Here is a 19648-nt window from a genome sequence, read left to right on the forward strand (position 1 = left end):
CAAAGCATTACAATATGCCGCCTGCACATCCTTGCACTGAATCAATGGCCAGTTCGATGACGAAAAAATTACATATTAAAACCTGGGGCTGTCAGATGAACGAATATGATTCATCTAAAATGTCAGACCTGCTAAACAGTACTCACGGCTATACGCTGACCGAAAATGCCGAAGAGGCAGACGTACTGTTACTGAATACCTGTTCTATCCGGGAAAAAGCTCAGGAGAAGGTGTTTCACCAACTGGGGCGCTGGAAAAATCTTAAAGATAAGAATCCGGAACTGATTATCGGTGTCGGCGGATGCGTCGCCTCCCAGGAAGGTGACCATATCCGCCAGAGGGCGCACTATGTGGATATCGTCTTCGGACCCCAGACCCTGCATCGCCTGCCGGAGATGATCAACAGCGTCCGTGGTAATAAAAGCCCGGTCGTGGACATCAGCTTCCCGGAAATCGAAAAATTCGACCGCCTGCCGGAACCCCGCGCAGAAGGCCCGACCGCATTCGTTTCTATCATGGAAGGCTGTAACAAGTACTGTACCTTCTGCGTTGTGCCCTACACCCGTGGTGAAGAAGTCAGCCGTCCGAGCGATGATATTCTGTTTGAAATCGCACAGCTGGCAGCCCAGGGCGTCCGTGAAGTTAACCTGCTGGGTCAGAACGTTAACGCCTATCGTGGTGAGAACTTTGACGGCTCAGTCTGTACCTTTGCTGATTTGCTGCGCCTGGTGGCCGCCATCGACGGTATTGACCGTATCCGTTTCACCACCAGCCATCCGATTGAATTTACCGATGACATTATCGATGTCTACCGTGATACTCCGGAGCTGGTGAGCTTCCTGCACTTACCGGTGCAAAGTGGTGCCGACCGTATTCTGACACTGATGAAGCGTGCGCACACTGCCCTGGAGTTCAAAGCCATCATCCGCAAATTGCGTGAAGCGCGTCCTGACATTCAGATAAGCTCTGACTTTATCATTGGCTTCCCGGGAGAAACCCAGGAAGATTTTGAAAAGACCATGAAACTGATCGCTGACGTTAACTTTGATATGAGCTTCAGCTTTATCTATTCAGCTCGCCCCGGGACGCCTGCGGCAGACTTACCGGATGATGTGAGTGAAGCCGAGAAGAAACAGCGTCTTTACATCCTGCAGGAGCGTATCAGCCAGCAGGCGATGGCCTGGAGCCGCCGGATGCAGGGCACCGTTCAGCGTGTGCTGGTAGAAGGAACTTCACGTAAAAACATTATGGAACTCTCCGGCCGTACCGAGAACAACCGTGTAGTGAACTTTGAAGGTCACCCGGAGATGATCGGTAAATTCGTTGATGTTGAAATCGTTGATGTTTATCCGAACTCACTGCGTGGTCGCGTCGTCCGTACCGAGAAAGACATGGGCCTGCGCGTGACAGAATCCCCCGCCTCCGTTATTGCCCGTACCCGGAAAGAAAATGAGTCCGGTGTCGGCATCTGGCAGCCCTGATAGCGCTTAATGGCTGTGACAGACACTGACTGTCACAGCTTTGCTAAGCTAAAGGGGTGGAATTTACGAATTCCGCCCCGATATCCCTACAGATAACCCCGTTCTGTGACGACAATCCCTGCGATTGTCAGCGCCAGAATGATCTCTGCTGTACAACCGGCCCTTAGCGACCTGGAGGATGAGTTTGAATATCGAAACCCGTGAAATTGCACTGGAACCTGCAGATAACCAACGTTTGCTGAGTCTGACCGGCCCGTTTGACGATAATCTGAAGCACCTTGAGCGCCGGCTTGGCATTGAAATCAACCGGATAGATAACCGCTTCACCCTGACGGGGAAGGCGTTATGCGTAGACGCGGCCGAAAAGATCCTGAAAGATCTTTATGTGGATACCGCCCCGCTGCGCGGACAGAGTAAAGATATCGACCCTGAGGATATTCATCTGGCCATTAAAGAGAGCCGGGTGCTGGAACAAACGGCGGAGAGTGTCCCTGATTATGGTAAAGCGGTGAATATCCAGACCCGCCGGGGCGTCATCAAACCCCGAACTCCGAATCAGGCCAGCTATATCGCCCATATTCTTGACCATGATATTACCTTCGGTATCGGCCCGGCCGGGACCGGGAAAACCTATCTGGCCGTGGCCGCAGCCGTTGATGCGCTGGAGCGTCAGGAAGTCCGCCGTATTCTGCTGACCCGTCCGGCGGTAGAAGCCGGTGAGAAACTGGGGTTTCTGCCGGGTGACCTGAGCCAGAAAGTCGACCCGTATCTGCGTCCGTTGTATGACGCTCTGTTTGAAATGCTTGGCTTTGAACGGGTCGAAAAACTGATTGAACGGAACGTGATTGAAGTTGCCCCGCTGGCTTATATGCGCGGACGTACGCTGAACGATGCGTTTATCATCCTGGATGAAAGTCAGAACACCACCATCGAGCAGATGAAAATGTTCCTGACCCGTATCGGCTTTAACTCTAAGGCCGTAATTACCGGGGATATCACGCAGATAGACTTACCGCGGAATGCACGCTCAGGCCTGAAACATGCCATTGAAGTTCTTTCTGATGTCAGTGAACTGAGTTTTAACTTCTTCCATAGCGAAGATGTGGTGCGCCATCCGGTGGTGGCACGGATTGTCATTGCCTATGAAGCCTGGGAAGAAGCCGATCAAAAACGCCGGGCAGAAGTCGCGGAAGAGCGTAAACGCGCCGCCCTCGCTGCCGGCCAGGAGAATGTATGAGCAGTACCGTAATTCTGGACTTACAGAATGCCTGTGAAAATCCGCAAGGGCTTCCGGACGAAGCTCAGTTTCTGCGCTGGTTAAGTGCCGCCGTCGAACCTTTTCAGCCGGAAAGTGAAGTCACTGTCCGTCTGGTGGACGAAGCCGAAAGCCACGAGCTGAATCTGGCTTATCGCGGAAAAGACAAACCGACCAACGTTCTGTCTTTCCCGTTTGAGGCCCCTCCCGGTATTGAGGACTTACCGCTGCTCGGTGACCTGATCATCTGTCGTCAGGTGGTTGAGCAGGAAGCCGCCGAACAGGGTAAACCGGTCGAAGCCCACTGGGCACATATGGTGGTACACGGCACCCTCCATTTGTTAGGCTATGATCATATTCAGGATGACGAAGCCGAAGAGATGGAAGGCATCGAAACTGAGATAATGCTTGCTATGGGTTATGCTGACCCGTACATTTCAGAGAAAGATGCCGCCGGATAACCGGCGCCTGTTATTTATTACGCTGCCAGTGACCTGACCTGGCAGTTTTATTTCCCTGCAAGAGAGAACAAAAAAAAAACGCCATGAGCGATGACCATTCACAAAACAGCGACAACCCCGGCAGTAAAAAGGGATTTTTTTCCTTACTGATCAACCAGCTTTTCCACGGTGAACCTCAGAACCGGGATGAATTACTGGAACTTATCCGTGATTCAGAACAAAAAGAACTGATTGATCAGGACACCCGCGACATGATGGAAGGCGTGATGGAAATCGCCGAACAGCGGGTCCGGGATATTATGATCCCGCGTTCTCAAATGATCACCCTGAAACAAGACCAGAACCTCGAAGAGTGTCTCGATGTTATTATCGAATCGGCCCACTCCCGTTTTCCGGTGATCAGCGAAGACAAAGATCATGTGGAAGGTATTCTGATGGCGAAAGACTTGCTGCCCTTTATGCGCAGTGATTCGGCTCCTTTCAGCATTGCTGATGTGCTCCGCCCGGTCGTCGTGGTTCCTGAAAGTAAACGTGTCGACCGCATGCTGAAAGAATTCCGCTCTCAGCGTTACCATATGGCGATTGTCATTGATGAGTTCGGCGGTGTTTCCGGGCTGGTCACCATTGAAGATATTCTTGAGCTTATCGTCGGAGAAATCGAAGACGAGTATGACGAAGAAGACAGTAGCGATATCCGCCAGCTCAGCCGTCATTCCTACTCGTTACGCGCGCTGACGCCGATTGAAGATTTCAACGAAATGTTCGGCACCCGTTTCAGCGATGAAGAAGTCGATACTATCGGGGGTCTGGTGATGCAAAGTTTCGGGCATTTACCTGCCAGAGGTGAAAGCATCACCATTGACAACTATCTGTTTAAAGTCGCGATGGCCGACAGACGTCGTATTCTGCAGGTACATGTAAAAATACCGGATGATGCGGTTGCTCCTCAACTTGAAGACGAATAATGAGCCTATGACGGCACTTAACACGTTATTCCGGCAGCAGAAAGTGCGTCTGCTGCTGGCGCTGCTGACGGGTGCCGCTGGCACCCTCGCTTTCTCCCCTTTCGATTTCTGGCCCGCCGCCCTTATCTCTCTGACCGGCTTACAGGCGCTGACCCTGAACCGTACCACCCGTCAGGCAACTGCTATCGGTTTTGTCTGGGGGATGGGACTGTTCGGTTCGGGCGTTAACTGGGTCTATGTCAGCATCGCTACCTTCGGTGGGATGCCAGGCCCGGTCAACGTCATGCTGGTTGTGCTGCTCGCCGCCTGGCTGTCACTGTTCCCGATGCTGTTTTCCGGGTTACTGAACCGGTTCTGGCCCCGGGCGACGCTACCGCGTCTGCTACTGGCCGCCCCGGCACTTTGGCAGTTTACCGAGTTTCTGCGCGGCTGGATCCTGACCGGATTCCCGTGGCTACAGTTTGGCTATAGCCAGATTAATGGCCCGCTGAAAGGTATAGCTCCGGTGGCCGGAGTAGAAACCATCACCTTCGTCCTGATGATACTCTCCGGGCTGATAAGCTATGCCCTGATACAGCGGAACATCCGCCCGGTTTTGATTGCGCTGGTGGTGATGGTTATCGCCTGGCCATTACGCTACGTACACTGGTACCGCACCGAGTCCGGTCGCAGTGTTTCTGTCGCGCTGGTGCAGGGAAATATCGCTCAGTCGATGAAGTGGGACCCTCAGCAATTACAAAATACCTTAAATACCTACCTGCGGCTGACCCGCCCGGTGTTAGGTAAGGCCGGGATCATTATCTGGCCGGAGTCGGCAATCACGGACCTGGAAAGTAATGAACAGCCCTTCCTGACCGAACTGGATCACATACTGCGTGAGCATGGCAGCACACTGGCGACCGGCATTGTCGATTCCCGACTGGAAGAGGATAACCATTATCATGACTACAACACGGTTGTGGTACTGGGTGGCCGGGAGCCTTACAGCTATCTGAGCCGAAACCGTTATCAGAAAAACCATCTGGTTCCTTTCGGGGAATTTGTCCCGATGGCAGATCTGTTGCGCCCGCTGGCTCCGTTCTTCGATTTACCGATGTCGGCATTCAGCCGGGGTAAATATATTCAGCCACCACTGCAGCTCGATGGCTATCGTCTGACGACGGCCATCTGTTATGAAATTGTGCTGGGTGAACATGTGCGGGATAACTTCCGGCCGGATACTGATTTCCTGCTGACGGTATCTAATGATGCCTGGTTTGGTCACTCTATCGGCCCCTGGCAGCACCTGCAGATGGCCAGGATGCGCGCACTGGAACTGGGCAGGCCGCTATTACGCGACACCAATAACGGGGTCACTGCCGTGGTGAATGCCAACGGCGATATCGAACAACAGCTTCCACAGTTCCGTGAAGGCGTTCTCAACGCAACACTGAGTCCGACCCGGGGGATAACGCCTTATGCCCATACGGGGAATCTGACGGTGTGGATCCTTTCTGCATTGACGGCTGTCGCATCGGTCATCCGGCGTCGTCGCCATCAGTAAACGGTACCGGAGCCGAACGGCTCCGGTCTCTTCCGCCCGCCAATCACGTTGCGCCGCCATAACGCCCCTGCCCTTTATCCTTTCCCTGACCGAAGTGACCTCAATAAAAAAATCCGTTCTCAGGGCACCTGACGAGTGACGACACCGGGCCTGGTCACGCCATCTGCCGTATGGGGCCACGGCCACCAACGCAGCACCGCAGGGATCTATGGCGCTTTGCTCTCTGACATCCTGTCCCGTCAATGCCTGTACGTTCCGTAATGTGAAAATTGAGACGCAGCGATGAAGTTTCCATCAGAAATCCGGTCCCGGGGTGTTGCGGGAGTTGTTGCGCGCTGGCCTTATGGGTATGCTATGCGGATCATAGAAAAACCACTGCAGTATGCTTCGCGAAATTCAACAAGGACCACAGGCTGCCATGCAAGAGCAATATCGCCCGGAAGAGATAGAATCTAAAGTCCAGAAACACTGGCACGATCAGGATACTTTTAAAGTGACCGAGCAGGAAGGTAAAGAGAAGTATTACTGCCTCTCTATGCTCCCCTATCCTTCTGGTCGCCTGCATATGGGCCATGTCCGTAACTACACCATTGGCGATGTTATCGCCCGTTACCAGCGACTGCAGGGTAAAAACGTTCTGCAGCCGATTGGCTGGGATGCGTTTGGTCTGCCGGCGGAAGGGGCTGCGGTAAAAAATAATACTGCGCCTGCGCCATGGACCTATGAAAATATCGATTACATGAAGAACCAGCTGAAACTGCTGGGCTTCGGGTATGACTGGAGCCGCGAACTGGCGACCTGTCAGCCTGAGTATTACCGCTGGGAACAGTGGTTCTTCACTAAGCTGTTTGAAAAAGGCCTGGTTTATAAAAAAACCTCTGCCGTGAACTGGTGTCCGAATGACCAGACGGTGCTGGCCAATGAACAGGTCATCGAAGGCTGTTGCTGGCGTTGTGACAGCAAAGTTGAGCGTAAAGAAATTCCGCAGTGGTTTATCAAAATCACCGACTATGCCGAAGAACTGCTCAATGATCTGGATACTCTGGAAGGCTGGCCTGAACAGGTTAAGACCATGCAGCGTAACTGGATCGGCCGTTCAGAGGGTGTGGAAATCACCTTTAATGTGGCAGACAGCGACGACACGCTGACGGTCTACACGACCCGCCCTGACACCTTTATGGGTGCCACCTATGTGGCTGTCGCTGCCGGACATCCTCTGGCTCAGGAAGCTGCGGCGGGTAACCCGTCACTGCAGGCTTTTATTGACGAGTGCCGTAACACCAAAGTTGCTGAAGCGGATATGGCAACGATGGAGAAAAAGGGTCAGCCTACCGGCCGTTTTGTTATCCATCCTCTGACCGGTGAGCAGTTACCGGTCTGGGTCGCTAACTTTGTTCTGATGGAATACGGTACCGGTGCCGTCATGGCCGTGCCTGCCCATGACCAGCGTGACCACGAATTCGCTCAAAAATATCAGTTACCGGTTAAAGCGGTGATCCTGAATGATGACGGGACAGCACCGGATGTCAGCGAAAACGCGATGACGGTGAAAGGTACCCTGTTTAACTCCGGTGCCTTCGACGGGTTATCTCATCAGGACGGCTTTAATGCCATTGCTGATGCACTGACCGAAAAAGGTGTGGGTGAACGTAAAGTTAACTATCGTCTGCGTGACTGGGGCGTATCCCGTCAGCGTTACTGGGGGGCACCGATCCCGATGGTAACTCTGGAAGACGGTACCGTTATCCCGACACCGGAAGACCAGTTACCGGTCATTCTTCCTGAAGATGTGGAAATGAACGGCATCACCAGCCCGCTGAAAGCGGATCCTGAGTGGGCGAAAACCACGATTAACGGCCAGCCTGCGCTGCGTGAAACAGATACCTTTGACACCTTTATGGAGTCTTCCTGGTACTACGCACGTTATACCTGTGCAGATTACGATAAAGGCATGCTGGACCCGGCAGCAGCAAACTACTGGTTACCGGTCGATCAGTATGTAGGCGGTATCGAACACGCCATTATGCACCTGATGTACTTCCGTTTCTTCCACAAACTGTTACGTGATGCCGGGCTGGTCAATTCAGACGAACCCGCTAAACGTCTGCTGTGTCAGGGAATGGTGCTGGCAGATGCGTTCTATTACACCGGTGTGAACGGTGAACGTAACTGGGTTTCTCCGGTGGATGTTTCTGTTGAGCGTGATGAGAAAGGACGTATTGTTAAAGCCACCGATAAGGATGGCCGTGAAGTCATCTATGCCGGTATGAGCAAGATGTCTAAGTCCAAAAATAACGGAATCGACCCGCAGCTGATGGTGGAACGTTATGGTGCGGATACCGTTCGTCTGTTTATGATGTTTGCTTCCCCGGCCGATATGACGCTGGAATGGCAGGAATCCGGTGTTGAAGGGGCAAACCGCTTCCTGAAACGTGTCTGGAAACTGGTTTACGACCATAGCAGCAAAGGGCCGGCTGAAGCTCTGAATGCTGATGCGCTGAATGATCCTCAGAAAGCACTGCGCCGTGACGTTCATAAAACTATCGCGAAGGTATCTGATGATATCGGACGCCGCCAGACCTTCAACACCGCGATCGCCGCTATCATGGAGCTGATGAACAAGCTGCTGAAAGCGCCGCAGGAAAGTACGGAAGATCGTGCGCTGATGCAGGAAGCCCTGGATGCTGTGGTCCGTTTACTGTATCCGTTTACCCCGCACGCCTGCTTTGAACTCTGGCAGGCTCTGGGACACAGCGGATCGGTGGATGAAGCTGAATGGCCTGTGGCGGATGACCGTGCCATGATCGAAGAATCTGTGCTGGTTGTGGTGCAGGTTAACGGTAAAGTGCGCGGAAAAATCACCGTCCCGGCGGACTCCACGCAGGAACAGGTTCAGACTCTGGCTGCTCAGGAGCACCTGGTAGCAAAATATCTGGAAGGTGTCACTGTACGCAAAGTGATTTACGTTCCGGGCAAGTTGCTTAACCTGGTTGTCGGTTAAGTTCAGGAGGTAATGTGCGACACATCTTTTCAACCCTGATAGTTGCAGTGGCCGTTCTGGCCACTGCAGGTTGTGGTTTTCATCTGCGCGGGACGACCCAGATCCCGAAAGAGATGCGCACCATGATCTTAACCAGCGACGACCCTTACGGTCCGCTGGCCCGGACTGTACGCCAGCAATTGCGGTTAAATAATATCTCACTGGTTGAGGATAATGCCGACCAACGTAATACGGTCCCGACGCTTCGTCTGGAAAATGAGCGTTCAGGCCGTGATACTGCGTCGATATTCCCTGACGGGACGGCGGCTGAATATCAGTTGCATCTCATCGTTACCGCACAGATCCTGATCCCCGGAAGAGGAATTTATCCGCTGAGCACCACGGTATACCGCACCTTCTTTGATAACTCAGGCGTTCCGCTGGCTAAAGACTCGGAACAGACCATGATTTACCAGGAGATGCGTGTCCGTGCCTCAGAGCAACTCGTTCGTCAGCTACTGGCGGTTCATGCGGCTCAGCTAAGCAACGGTGAAACGTTACCGGCCCCGGAGGTCATCACCCCCGGGTCCGGGCAGCAAAGTGACACCGCAGGTTTATCGACAAGTCACGAATGATACGGATATACCCTGAACAACTGGCCGCACAGCTCTCCGAAGGGCTGCGCGGCAGTTACTTTTTATCCGGCAACGATCCGCTGCTGCGCCAGGAAAGTCACACTGCCATCCTTGCCGCGGCCAGACAGCAGCAGTTTCTGGAACATCTGAGTGTCTCAGTCGATAACCACACCGACTGGGACGCATTGTTTACTGCCTGCCAGTCGCTCAGCCTGTTTACCCAACGACAAACCCTGACCTTGCAGATGCCGGATAATGGTCCTTCTGCCCCGATAGCCTCCCGCCTGACGGAGCTTGCGACCTTGCTGCATGATGACCTGTTGCTGATAGTCCACTCAGGGAAACTTACTAAAGCTCAGGAAAACAGCCAGTGGTTTAAAGCGTTGTCGGGCAAAGGCGTGCTGGTTCCGTGCATTACACCGGAACATGAACAACTGCCACGCTGGGTCACTCAGCGCTGCAAAAGCCTTAACATCACCATCGATCCGCAGGCGGTACAGCTATTATGTTACTGCTATGAAGGCAATCTGCTGGCGCTGGCTCAGGCACTGGAGCGTTTGTCGCTGTTGTGGCCGGAAGGCACCCTGACTCTTCCCAGAGTCGAACAGGCAGTGAATGATGCTGCACACTTTACGCCTTACCACTGGGTCGATGCCTTACTGGCCGGTAAAAGCAAACGGGCAATGCACATCCTGCAGCAGCTTCATAAGGAAGCCGCCGAGCCAGTGATTTTATTGCGTACCGTACAGCGTGAACTGATGACTCTGCTGCGATTGCAGCGATGCCGTGACCCACAGTCCGTCCGCCAGTTAATGGATAAATTACGGGTATGGCAGAACCGACGCCCCTTATTCACCGCGGCGCTGCAGCGGCTGAATGCGCAGCGCCTCCGCCAGGCGATACACCTGCTGGCGGAGATTGAGCTGAGCGTGAAAAAAGAATACGGCACTGACATCTGGCCAATGTTGTCATCGTTCAGCCTGCAACTGACTCTGGAACACTTTCCGGCAGGACTGAACAATGTCTGAGTTACAGGCCATTTTCGGCGGCACGTTTGACCCTGTCCATTATGGCCACCTGCGCACCGTGGAGGCACTTGCGGCTCTGACGGGTCTGCAGAAAGTGACGCTGCTACCGAACAATGTCCCCCCTCACCGGCCCCAGCCGGTGGCCTCCCCCCGGCAGCGGCTGGAAATGTTGCGCTGTGCTATCGCTGGCTCTTTGCTGTTTGATATTGATGATCGGGAGCTGCATCGCGATGCTCCCTCCTGGACGGTCACGACCCTGAGGTCCCTGCGTGCGGAGCGAGGCCCGGATCAACCGCTGGCATTTATTATCGGTCAGGATTCCTTACTGTCGCTGAATAAGTGGCATCGCTGGGAAGAGCTGCTGTCACTCTCCCATCTGCTGGTCTGTCGCCGTCCGGAATATCCCGAACAACCGGCCTCGGAAGAGCTGCGCCACTGGATAGATACCCATGCCGCGCAAGAGAGCCGGCAATTGCGTCAGCAACCTTGCGGGCTGATCTTTCAGGCCGAAACGCCTCTCTGGCCTGTTTCAGCCACAGCGATCCGCCACCGGCTTCAGCAGAACCTCTCCTGTGAAGGGCTGCTCCCGCCCTCAGTGATTAATTACATCACCCGGTCAGGCTTATATCGCGACTGACAACAGCGTGATATACTTCGCCGCTCAAAATTTTGGCTATCGCATTCAGCGGCAGCCTGATCGTTGTTTCAAGCAAATCTGAAGGGGAACCTTTTGCAAGGCCAGACACTCCAATCTTTTGTTATCGACAAAGTCGATGACCTGAAAGCACAAAACATTATTGCCATCGATGTCCGTGGAAAATCCAGCATCACTGATTGCATGGTCATCTGTACCGGGACATCTAACCGTCATGTGATCTCTATCGCCGATCACCTGGTGCAGGAATCCCGTGCAGCAGGTATGATGCCTCTCGGCACTGACGGCAAAGATGCCGGTGAGTGGGTCGTGGTCGACCTGGGGGAGGTCATTGTTCATGTCATGCAGGAAGAAGCGCGTGAATTATATGAGCTGGAAAAACTCTGGGGCTGACCGGTGAAACTGCAACTTGTTGCCGTCGGCACGAAAATGCCGGACTGGGTTCAGACCGGATTTATGGATTACCTGCGCCGTTTCCCCCGGGATATGCCGTTTGAACTGGTGGAAGTCCCGGCCGGTAAACGTGGTAAAAATGCAGATATCAAACGCATTCTTGAAAAAGAAGGCGAAGCCATGCTGGCTGCGGCGGGTAAAGGTAACCGTATTGTCACTCTGGATATTCCGGGCCACCCCTGGGAGACCCCCCAACTGGCAACTCAGCTTGAGCGCTGGAAACAGGACGGTCGTGATGTCAGCCTGTTGATCGGCGGGCCTGAAGGCCTGGCTCCGGCCTGTAAAGCTGCGGCTGAACAGAGCTGGTCTTTATCTGCCCTTACGCTGCCTCACCCGCTGGTTCGTGTCCTGGTGGCGGAAAGCCTCTACCGGGCATGGAGCATAACTACCAATCATCCTTATCATCGCGAGTAGCCGATAAGGTCTTTTGCAGGCTGACAGATAGCGGATGAAACTTACCAGTAGTGCATTCCCGGATTACAGTGCTGAGCAAAAATTGTTCGTCCGGCGGGCGCTGATTGCTTTTACCTCTATTTTTTTAATCAGTGGTATTCTGGTCTTTAATCTCTGCAACCTGCAAATTTTCCGGTTTGAAGACTACAGCACCCGGTCGAACCAGAACCGGATAAAACTGGTCCCGGTCGCTCCCAGCCGGGGAATAATTTATGACCGGAACAAAATTCCCCTCGCGGTGAACCGTACCATCTACCAGGCTGAACTGGTGCCGGAAAAAGTCCCTGATTTGACGCAAACTCTGGCAGAGCTTCAGCCTGTGCTCGACCTGACCAATGAGGATCTGGAGGCCTTCCGTAAGGAACGCAAACGATCACATCGTTTTACCTCTATCCCGTTGAAATCTAATCTCAATGAGTTACAGATAGCCCGTTTTTCTATTAATCAGTACCGTTATCCCGGAGTGGAGATTAAAGGCTATCAGCGCCGGTTCTATCCCTACGGGACCTCAATGACGCATGTGGTCGGCTATGTTTCAAAAATTAATGACCGGGATGTCAGCCGGCTGGAAAGTGAAGGGAAAACCGGGAACTATGCCGCCACCCGCGACATCGGCAAACTGGGTATTGAGAGTTATTACGAAGATACCCTGCACGGTAAAACCGGCTATGAAGAAGTCGAGGTTAACAACCGCGGGCGGGTGATCCGTCAGTTACATCAGGTCTCGCCACAAGCCGGCCATGATATTTATCTGACCATTGACCTCAAACTACAGCAATATATCGAATCTCTGCTGCAGGGCAGCCGGGCCGCGGTGGTCGTTACTGACCCGCGCAATGGTGATATTCTGGCCATGGTCTCCACCCCGGGCTACGATGCAAATCTGTTTGTGAACGGCATTTCCTCGGCTGACTATAAAGGGCTGCTCAGTGATCCTGACCGGCCGCTCTATAACCGGGCGATTCAGGCAGCTTATCCTCCGGCTTCAACCGTAAAACCGTATGTAGCGGTTTCTGCATTAACTGAAGGTGTGATTAATCGTAACACTTCATTAGTCGATCCTGGCTGGTGGCAACTGCCGGGATCCGAGAAACGCTACCGTGACTGGAAGAAATGGGGGCACGGACGGCTGGATGTCACGAAATCTCTTGAAGAATCTGCAGATACTTTTTTCTATCAGGTCGCTTATGATATGGGGATTGACCGGTTATCAGAATGGATGGAGAAATTCGGCTACGGTTCCCGCACCGGGGTGGATTTACCGCAGGAAGGTACCGGAAATATGCCTACCCGTGACTGGAAAATGCGTCGCTTTAAAAAGCCCTGGTATCAGGGGGATACGATCCCGGTGGGTATCGGTCAGGGATACTGGACCGCAACGCCGCTACAGATGAATAAAGCCTTAATGACGCTGATTAATGATGGTGTGGTTAAAGTGCCACATTTTCTGATGGCTGAAAGTTACGGGAGCGAGACAGTCCTTTATCAGCCACCCCCTGCCAGCACTATCGGCAATATTCATTCCGGTTATTGGGAGATTGCTAAAGATGGCATGTACGGTGTCGCTAATCGCCCTAACGGTACGGCCAGAAAAAGCTTTGACAGTGCTCCCTATAAAATTGCGGCGAAATCGGGGACTGCACAGGTCTATGGCCTGAAAGAGAACGAAACCTATAATGCCCATCGGATCGCTGAGCGACTGAGGGACCATAAACTGATGACGGCCTTCGCCCCTTATGATAATCCGCGAGTGGCTGTCACTATGATTTTAGAAAATGGCGGTGCAGGTGCAGCGGTCGGTACGATAATGCGACAGATCCTCGACCATATAATGCTGGGAGATAATAATACGTCTCTCCCGGGCGCTGCCCCGCTTCCTCCAGGTTATGAAGGTGAGTAAACATGCCCCTGAGTAATAGTCCGCAAAAGAGATCTTTCTGGGCCAAAATCCATATTGATCCTATTTTTGTGTTGATCATTTTTGCCCTGCTGACTTACAGCGGGTTTGTTATCTGGAGTGCCAGTGGTCAGGACCCTGGCATGATGGAGCGTAAACTCGGCCAGATAGCAATGGGGATCACGCTGATGCTGGTGCTGGCCCAGGTCCCGCCCCGGGTTTATGAAAGCTGGGCACCCTATCTGTATATTCTGAGTGTCACCCTGCTGGTCGCGGTTGATGCGTTCGGACATGTCAGTAAAGGGGCGCAGCGTTGGCTGGATTTAGGCTTTATCCGCTTCCAGCCCTCAGAGATCGCCAAGATTGCCGTACCACTGATGGTGGCGCGTTTTATTAACCGGGATGTGTGCCCGCCAACGCTGAAAAATACCGGTATCGCATTGATCCTGATCTTTCTGCCAACATTACTGGTCGCCGCACAGCCGGACCTGGGCACCGCCATTCTGATTGCAACGTCCGGATTGTTTGTCCTGTTCCTCTCCGGGATGAGCTGGAAACTGATTGCGATAGCCGCCGTGCTCGTCGCCGCCTTTATTCCTATTCTCTGGTTCTTTCTGATGCACGATTATCAGCGTGATCGCGTCATCATGTTGCTGAATCCGGAAAAGGATCCGCTGGGAGCCGGTTATCATATTATTCAGTCAAAGATTGCCATCGGCTCAGGTGGATTACACGGCAAAGGCTGGATGCATGGTACCCAGTCACAGCTGGAGTTTCTGCCGGAACGTCAGACCGACTTTATTTTTGCGGTACTGGCTGAAGAGCTTGGCCTTGTGGGAGTACTGGCATTACTGGCGCTCTATTTGCTATTAATTATGCGGGGCCTGGTGATTGCGGCAAAAGCACAGACCACCTTTGGACGTGTACTTGCCGGCGGCATCATGCTGATTTTATTTGTTTACGTCTTTGTAAATATCGGTATGGTCAGTGGTATTTTACCGGTGGTTGGCGTTCCACTGCCATTAATCAGTTATGGCGGCTCAGCGCTAATCGTCTTAATGGCAGGATTTGGCATTGTGATGTCGATCCATACTCATCGAAAAATGTTATCAAAAAGCGTTTAAGGGGCAAAACATGCGTAAGGAGTGGCTGATTAGTATCGGACTGGCATCCCTGATACTGGCGGGATGTTCTACTGATGAAACACAGCAGAATACAGCCCCGGCACAACCGGTATGGAACGGTCCGATAAAAGAGATCCCGGGGGTTCAGCCTAAATATGAATCCCTGATCCCTTCCGCCAATCAGGACTATTCAGTCAACGGCAAACGCTACCGTATCGTGACCGATACTTCACGCTTCAGCCAGATCGGTCTGGCCAGTTTCTATGGCCAGGAGTCAGCGGGTAATACCACAGCTTCCGGGGAGAAGTTTGACCCGAATGCCTATACAGCCGCTCATCCCACGTTACCTATCCCGAGCTATGTACGGGTGACTAACCTGGCCAATGGACGTCAGTTAGTGGTACGCATTAACGATCGCGGTCCGTTCGTCCCCGGGCGGATTATTGATCTTTCTGCGGCCGCAGCCAGCCGTCTTAATATCTCTGATAATACGCAGGTGCGTGTCGATGCCATTACGGTCTCTCCTGACGGAACCTTATCCGGCCCCGGGACTGTCGGGACGAAAGTGGCTATCCAGAGCTATGATCTCCCTGCCCGTCCGGACCTCGGTGGTCCGGCTGGCATGACATCACCGGCAGCGGAGACAACCGATACGGCCCTCCCGGCGACCTCCGGAAGCAGTAACTCAAATGTTATGCCCATTGCTAACAGTGCGTTGCAAAATGGCAGTAACAGCCTGGGAGCTCCGGTGCAGAGCAGCGGATTACTGGGTGCACCGCAGCCCTTAGCCGCCGGTGTACTGGAGTCCGATACTCCTGCTGCCAGCACTGCACCTGTTCAGGCTCAGGCGAATACGCCTGCCGCCGCTCCTGCGGTCAGCGTCCCGGCGAAGACTTCCCGCCAGGCTGAACCCGCCACGGCAAACCGCTCCGGCTATGTCGTGCAGGTGGCTGCTGTGAATAACCCTCAACGGGCAAAAGAACTGCAACAGAAACTGAGCCACCAGTTTGGCGTAGCGGGTCATGTCGAAGCCGTGGATGGCGGTATCTACCGGGTACAACTGGGCGGTTACAGTAATCGTCATGAGGCCGCCGCGCTACAACAGCGCTTAACCAGCCAAAATATAACCTCTTTTATTACCACGGCTAAGTAACTTTTTTCGGGCCGGAATCATAAAATCAGGTAAAGCAGGATGCCGCCTCCGGTGGCATCCTGTTATAGTTTGCCGCAAATATTTCTACCTCTGATTCCACGGATGAAGCTACCCCGAAAATGAAAAAAAACTCTTTTTTATCCTTTCTGAAAAAAATCACCTCTGTTTCTGTACTTGCTCTGTTCAGTTATTCCGCGCTGGCGGATGACATGAATTTAACAACAATGATCCCGGCGGTACCTGATATCGATGCAGAAGCCTATATTCTGATGGATTATAATTCCGGTACCGTTCTGGCCGAAAAGAATGCCGATACCCGCCGTGACCCCGCCAGCCTTACAAAGATGATGACCAGCTATGTCATTGGTCAGGCTATCCGTACCGGAAAGATCCATCAGGACGATATGGTGACTATCGGGCAGGATGCCTGGGCCACCGGCAACCCGGAGTTCAAAGGTTCTTCTCTGATGTTCCTTAAACCGGGAGACCGTGTCCCCGTATCACAACTGACCCGCGGCATTGTGCTGCAATCAGGAAACGATGCCTGTGTCGCGATGGCTGACTATGTTGCCGGAAGCCAGGCGGCTTTTGTGGGGCTGATGAACAACTACGTCAACACACTGGGATTAAAGAACACGCATTTCGGCACCGTCCACGGGCTGGATGCCGAGGGACAGTACAGTTCTGCCCGTGATATGGCGCTGATTGGCCGGGCGCTGATCCACGATGTCCCGGAAGAGTATGCGGTTTATAAAGAGAAAGAATTCACCTTCAATAATATCCGCCAGATGAACCGTAACGGATTATTGTGGGACAACACTCTGAATGTCGATGGTATAAAAACCGGCCATACGAACGCTGCCGGATATAACCTGGTCGCCTCTGCAACCGAAGGCCAGACACGTCTGATTTCTGTGGTTATGGGCGGTCATACCTATAAAGGTCGCGAAACGGAAAGTAAAAAATTACTGACCTGGGGTTTTCGTTTTTTCGAAACCATTTCTCCGCTGAAAGCAGGTAAAGATTTTGCCTCAGAGCCGGTCTGGTTTGGTAACACCGATCGTGTACTGCTCGGCGTGGATCAGAATGTTTATCTGACCATCCCGCGCGGACGTGCAAAAGATCTGAAAGCCAGCTATGTGCTGCAGAATACAGAATTACATGCACCACTGAAGAAAGATCAGGTTATCGGTACGATAAATTTCCATCTGGATGGCAAAGTCATCGCGCAACGTCCGCTGGTGATCCTTCAGGCTGTCCCTGAAGGGGGTTTCTTTAGCCGGATTATCGATTATATTAAACTTACCTTTCATCACTGGATGGGCTAATCATCTGCAGGGTTGATATTTCCCTGTCCGCCCCCATGTTCTGAATATCTCTTACATGCCCCTGTACGCTCAGGGGCATTTTCTGGTCCCGGAGTCACTATGAAAACCAAACTGAATGAATTGCTCGAATTTCCAACCCCGTTCACTTATAAAGTTATGGGGCTGGCGCAGCCAGAGCTGGTTGATCAAGTGATTGAAGTGGTACAACGTCACGCACCGGGGGATTATTCTCCGGAAGTGAAACCCAGCAGTAAAGGTAATTACCACTCAGTATCAATTACTATCAATGCCACCCATATCGAACAGGTAGAAAGCCTCTACCAGGAATTGGGTGATATCGATATCGTCCGTATGGTGCTGTAATTCGTCGCGCCGGGGTCTCCTGGCGCACTTCCTTTGTCATTACCGGGTGACTCTCGTGTCCATTCAACCGCTTATTATCCGCAAGCTCGGCATGCTCCCCTGGCAGACCGTCTCTGAGGCCATGCATCACTTCACTGATACCCGTACAGATACCACTGCTGACGAAGTGTGGCTGGTTGAACATCCGCCGGTGTTTACTCAGGGTCAGGCCGGTAAAGCGGAACATCTTCTGGCTCCGGGCGATATCCCTGTCGTACAAAGCGACCGGGGCGGTCAGGTGACTTATCACGCGCCGGGCCAGCAAATATTTTATGTCCTGCTGGATATCCGCCGTCTGAAAACCGGTGTCCGTCAACTGGTCACCTTGCTGGAGCAGACTGTGATCGAGACACTGGCAGATTTCGGGATCACGGCCTGCGCCAGGGCCGATGCACCCGGTGTCTACGTGGACGGGAAAAAAATTTGCTCTCTGGGACTGCGTATCCGCAAAGGCTGCTCATTCCATGGGCTGGCATTAAATACAGATATGGATCTTTCACCCTTTCTGCGGATCAACCCCTGCGGCTATGCCGGACTGGAAATGACACAGATAGCAGACCTGGTACCGGCAATATCGCTGTCACAGACTGCTGAAGCGCTGGTTCAGCATTTCCTTAAACATCTCCCCTACACACAGACAGAATACCGTCAGGGTCTCCCTGAGGCGGAGTAAACAACCTTTGCCCTACAGATGTCATCATTCGCACTGCGGGGAAGCTGTCCTGCGGCAGACAAAATGATATACTTTTTTGTATTGTTACAAACGTGTTGAATGCAGAGCGTACTGCAGCCAATCAGCTACCGGAATCCGCAGATATGAGTAAACCAGTTCAGATAGAACGCGGCGTCAAATACCGTGATGCAGACAAAATGGCGCTGATCCCTGTCAAAACTGTTGTCAGTGAACGTCAGGAGTTATTGAGAAAGCCGGAGTGGATGAGGATAAAACTTCCTGCAGATTCCACGCGTATTCAGGGCATCAAAGCCGCGATGCGTAAAAATGGCCTGCACTCTGTCTGTGAAGAAGCTTCCTGCCCTAACCTGGCCGAATGCTTTAACCATGGTACCGCCACTTTTATGATCCTTGGCGCTATCTGTACACGTCGTTGTCCGTTCTGTGACGTGGCACATGGCCGGCCACTGACTCCGGATGCCGGCGAACCCGCCAAACTGGCTCAGACCATTGCCGATATGGCCCTGCGCTATGTGGTTATCACCTCGGTTGACCGGGATGACCTGCGGGATGGTGGCGCACAACATTTCGCCGATTGTATTACGGCTATTCGTGAAAAAAGCCCGTCGATAAAAATCGAGACGCTGGTTCCTGACTTCCGCGGCCGTATGGACCGGGCACTGGAGATCCTGACGCAGTCCCCGCCGGATGTGTTTAACCATAATCTGGAGAACGTTCCGCGTATTTACCGTCAGGTAAGACCGGGGGCAGATTATCAGTGGTCACTGACACTGCTGGAGAGATTTAAACAGATGCATCCGGAGATCCCGACGAAGTCAGGTCTGATGGTGGGCCTGGGTGAGACTAACGAAGAAATCATCGAGGTCATGCGTGATCTGCGTCGTCACGGGGTCACCATGCTGACGTTAGGGCAGTATCTGCAGCCAAGCCGTCATCATCTGCCGGTTCAACGGTATGTCAGTCCGGCTGAGTTTGATGAAATGAAGGCAGAAGCCATGGCCATGGGCTTTACCCATGCCGCCTGTGGCCCCTTTGTCCGCTCTTCTTATCATGCAGATATGCAGGCTCAGGGCATAGAGATAAAATAACCTCCTGCCGATGGCGGCATTGTTTTTCACTCTGCCGCCTCAAAGACCCACTC

The 19648-nt window shown here is 52.9% G+C and carries 18 protein-coding genes; all 18 read left to right on the forward strand.

Annotated features, from left to right (window positions below; translation table 11 throughout):
• Positions 1-56 precede the first annotated feature (56 nt).
• The 18 genes from miaB to lipA all read left to right on the forward strand — a co-directional run bounded on the left by miaB (position 57) and on the right by lipA (position 19595).
• Entirely contained in the window at positions 57-1481 is a 1425-nt protein-coding gene (miaB, locus tag CG67_RS06485; protein ID WP_025902150.1) for a tRNA (N6-isopentenyl adenosine(37)-C2)-methylthiotransferase MiaB, read from the forward strand.
• Positions 1482-1665: 184 nt separating this feature from the next.
• Positions 1666-2718 carry a PhoH family protein gene (locus CG67_RS06490; protein WP_025902151.1) on the forward strand — a complete coding sequence of 351 codons (1053 nt, stop codon included), beginning with the start codon at positions 1666-1668 and terminating at the stop codon, positions 2716-2718.
• Positions 2715-3197: an rRNA maturation RNase YbeY gene (gene ybeY, locus CG67_RS06495; protein WP_025902152.1), complete on the forward strand. Its 483-nt coding sequence runs from the start codon at positions 2715-2717 to the stop codon at positions 3195-3197. The genes CG67_RS06490 and ybeY overlap by 4 nt, the downstream gene beginning before the upstream one ends.
• Positions 3198-3280: 83 nt before the next feature.
• Positions 3281-4162 carry a CNNM family magnesium/cobalt transport protein CorC gene (corC, locus tag CG67_RS06500; RefSeq protein ID WP_025902153.1) on the forward strand — a complete coding sequence of 294 codons (882 nt, stop codon included), beginning with the start codon at positions 3281-3283 and terminating at the stop codon, positions 4160-4162.
• A 7-nt stretch (positions 4163-4169) separates the two neighbouring features.
• Positions 4170-5705 carry an apolipoprotein N-acyltransferase gene (gene lnt / locus CG67_RS06505; RefSeq protein ID WP_025902154.1) on the forward strand — a complete coding sequence of 512 codons (1536 nt, stop codon included), beginning with the start codon at positions 4170-4172 and terminating at the stop codon, positions 5703-5705.
• Positions 5706-6123: 418 nt separating this feature from the next.
• The gene (gene leuS / locus CG67_RS06510) at positions 6124-8706 is read left to right on the forward strand and encodes a leucine--tRNA ligase (RefSeq protein ID WP_025902155.1); all 2583 of its coding nucleotides are present in this window, start codon (positions 6124-6126) and stop codon (positions 8704-8706) included.
• A 14-nt stretch (positions 8707-8720) separates the two neighbouring features.
• A complete protein-coding gene (lptE, locus tag CG67_RS06515; RefSeq protein ID WP_025902156.1) occupies positions 8721-9320 on the forward strand; it encodes an LPS assembly lipoprotein LptE in 600 nt (199 codons plus the stop codon).
• Complete coding sequence (gene holA / locus CG67_RS06520) at positions 9317-10348, forward strand: DNA polymerase III subunit delta (protein WP_025902157.1); 1032 nt, start codon at positions 9317-9319, stop codon at positions 10346-10348. The genes lptE and holA overlap by 4 nt, the downstream gene beginning before the upstream one ends.
• Positions 10341-10985 carry a nicotinate-nucleotide adenylyltransferase gene (gene nadD, locus CG67_RS06525; RefSeq protein ID WP_025902158.1) on the forward strand — a complete coding sequence of 215 codons (645 nt, stop codon included), beginning with the start codon at positions 10341-10343 and terminating at the stop codon, positions 10983-10985. The genes holA and nadD overlap by 8 nt, the downstream gene beginning before the upstream one ends.
• A gap of 93 nt (positions 10986-11078) precedes the next feature.
• On the forward strand, positions 11079-11396 hold the full coding sequence (gene rsfS, locus CG67_RS06530) for a ribosome silencing factor (RefSeq protein WP_025902159.1): 318 nt from the start codon (positions 11079-11081) through the stop codon (positions 11394-11396).
• Between the two features lie 3 nt (positions 11397-11399).
• Positions 11400-11870: a 23S rRNA (pseudouridine(1915)-N(3))-methyltransferase RlmH gene (gene rlmH / locus CG67_RS06535; protein ID WP_025902160.1), complete on the forward strand. Its 471-nt coding sequence runs from the start codon at positions 11400-11402 to the stop codon at positions 11868-11870.
• A gap of 34 nt (positions 11871-11904) precedes the next feature.
• Positions 11905-13809: a peptidoglycan DD-transpeptidase MrdA gene (gene mrdA, locus CG67_RS06540; protein WP_025902161.1), complete on the forward strand. Its 1905-nt coding sequence runs from the start codon at positions 11905-11907 to the stop codon at positions 13807-13809.
• 2 nt (positions 13810-13811) lie between these two features.
• Positions 13812-14930, forward strand: a complete 1119-nt coding sequence (mrdB, locus tag CG67_RS06545; protein WP_371190675.1) for a peptidoglycan glycosyltransferase MrdB — start codon at positions 13812-13814, stop codon at positions 14928-14930.
• Positions 14931-14940: 10 nt separating this feature from the next.
• Entirely contained in the window at positions 14941-16083 is a 1143-nt protein-coding gene (gene rlpA, locus CG67_RS06550) for an endolytic peptidoglycan transglycosylase RlpA (protein ID WP_025902163.1), read from the forward strand.
• Between the two features lie 119 nt (positions 16084-16202).
• Entirely contained in the window at positions 16203-17411 is a 1209-nt protein-coding gene (gene dacA, locus CG67_RS06555) for a D-alanyl-D-alanine carboxypeptidase DacA (protein WP_025902164.1), read from the forward strand.
• Positions 17412-17510: 99 nt separating this feature from the next.
• Entirely contained in the window at positions 17511-17774 is a 264-nt protein-coding gene (gene ybeD, locus CG67_RS06560) for a DUF493 family protein YbeD (RefSeq protein ID WP_025902165.1), read from the forward strand.
• A 55-nt stretch (positions 17775-17829) separates the two neighbouring features.
• Positions 17830-18486, forward strand: a complete 657-nt coding sequence (lipB, locus tag CG67_RS06565; RefSeq protein WP_025902166.1) for a lipoyl(octanoyl) transferase LipB — start codon at positions 17830-17832, stop codon at positions 18484-18486.
• A gap of 143 nt (positions 18487-18629) precedes the next feature.
• Entirely contained in the window at positions 18630-19595 is a 966-nt protein-coding gene (lipA, locus tag CG67_RS06570; RefSeq protein WP_025902167.1) for a lipoyl synthase, read from the forward strand.
• The last annotated feature ends 53 nt before the right edge of the window (positions 19596-19648 follow it).

This window comes from Tatumella sp. UCD-D_suzukii, assembly GCF_000611875.2.
In the GTDB taxonomy this organism is placed as follows: Bacteria; Pseudomonadota; Gammaproteobacteria; order Enterobacterales; family Enterobacteriaceae; genus Tatumella; species Tatumella ptyseos.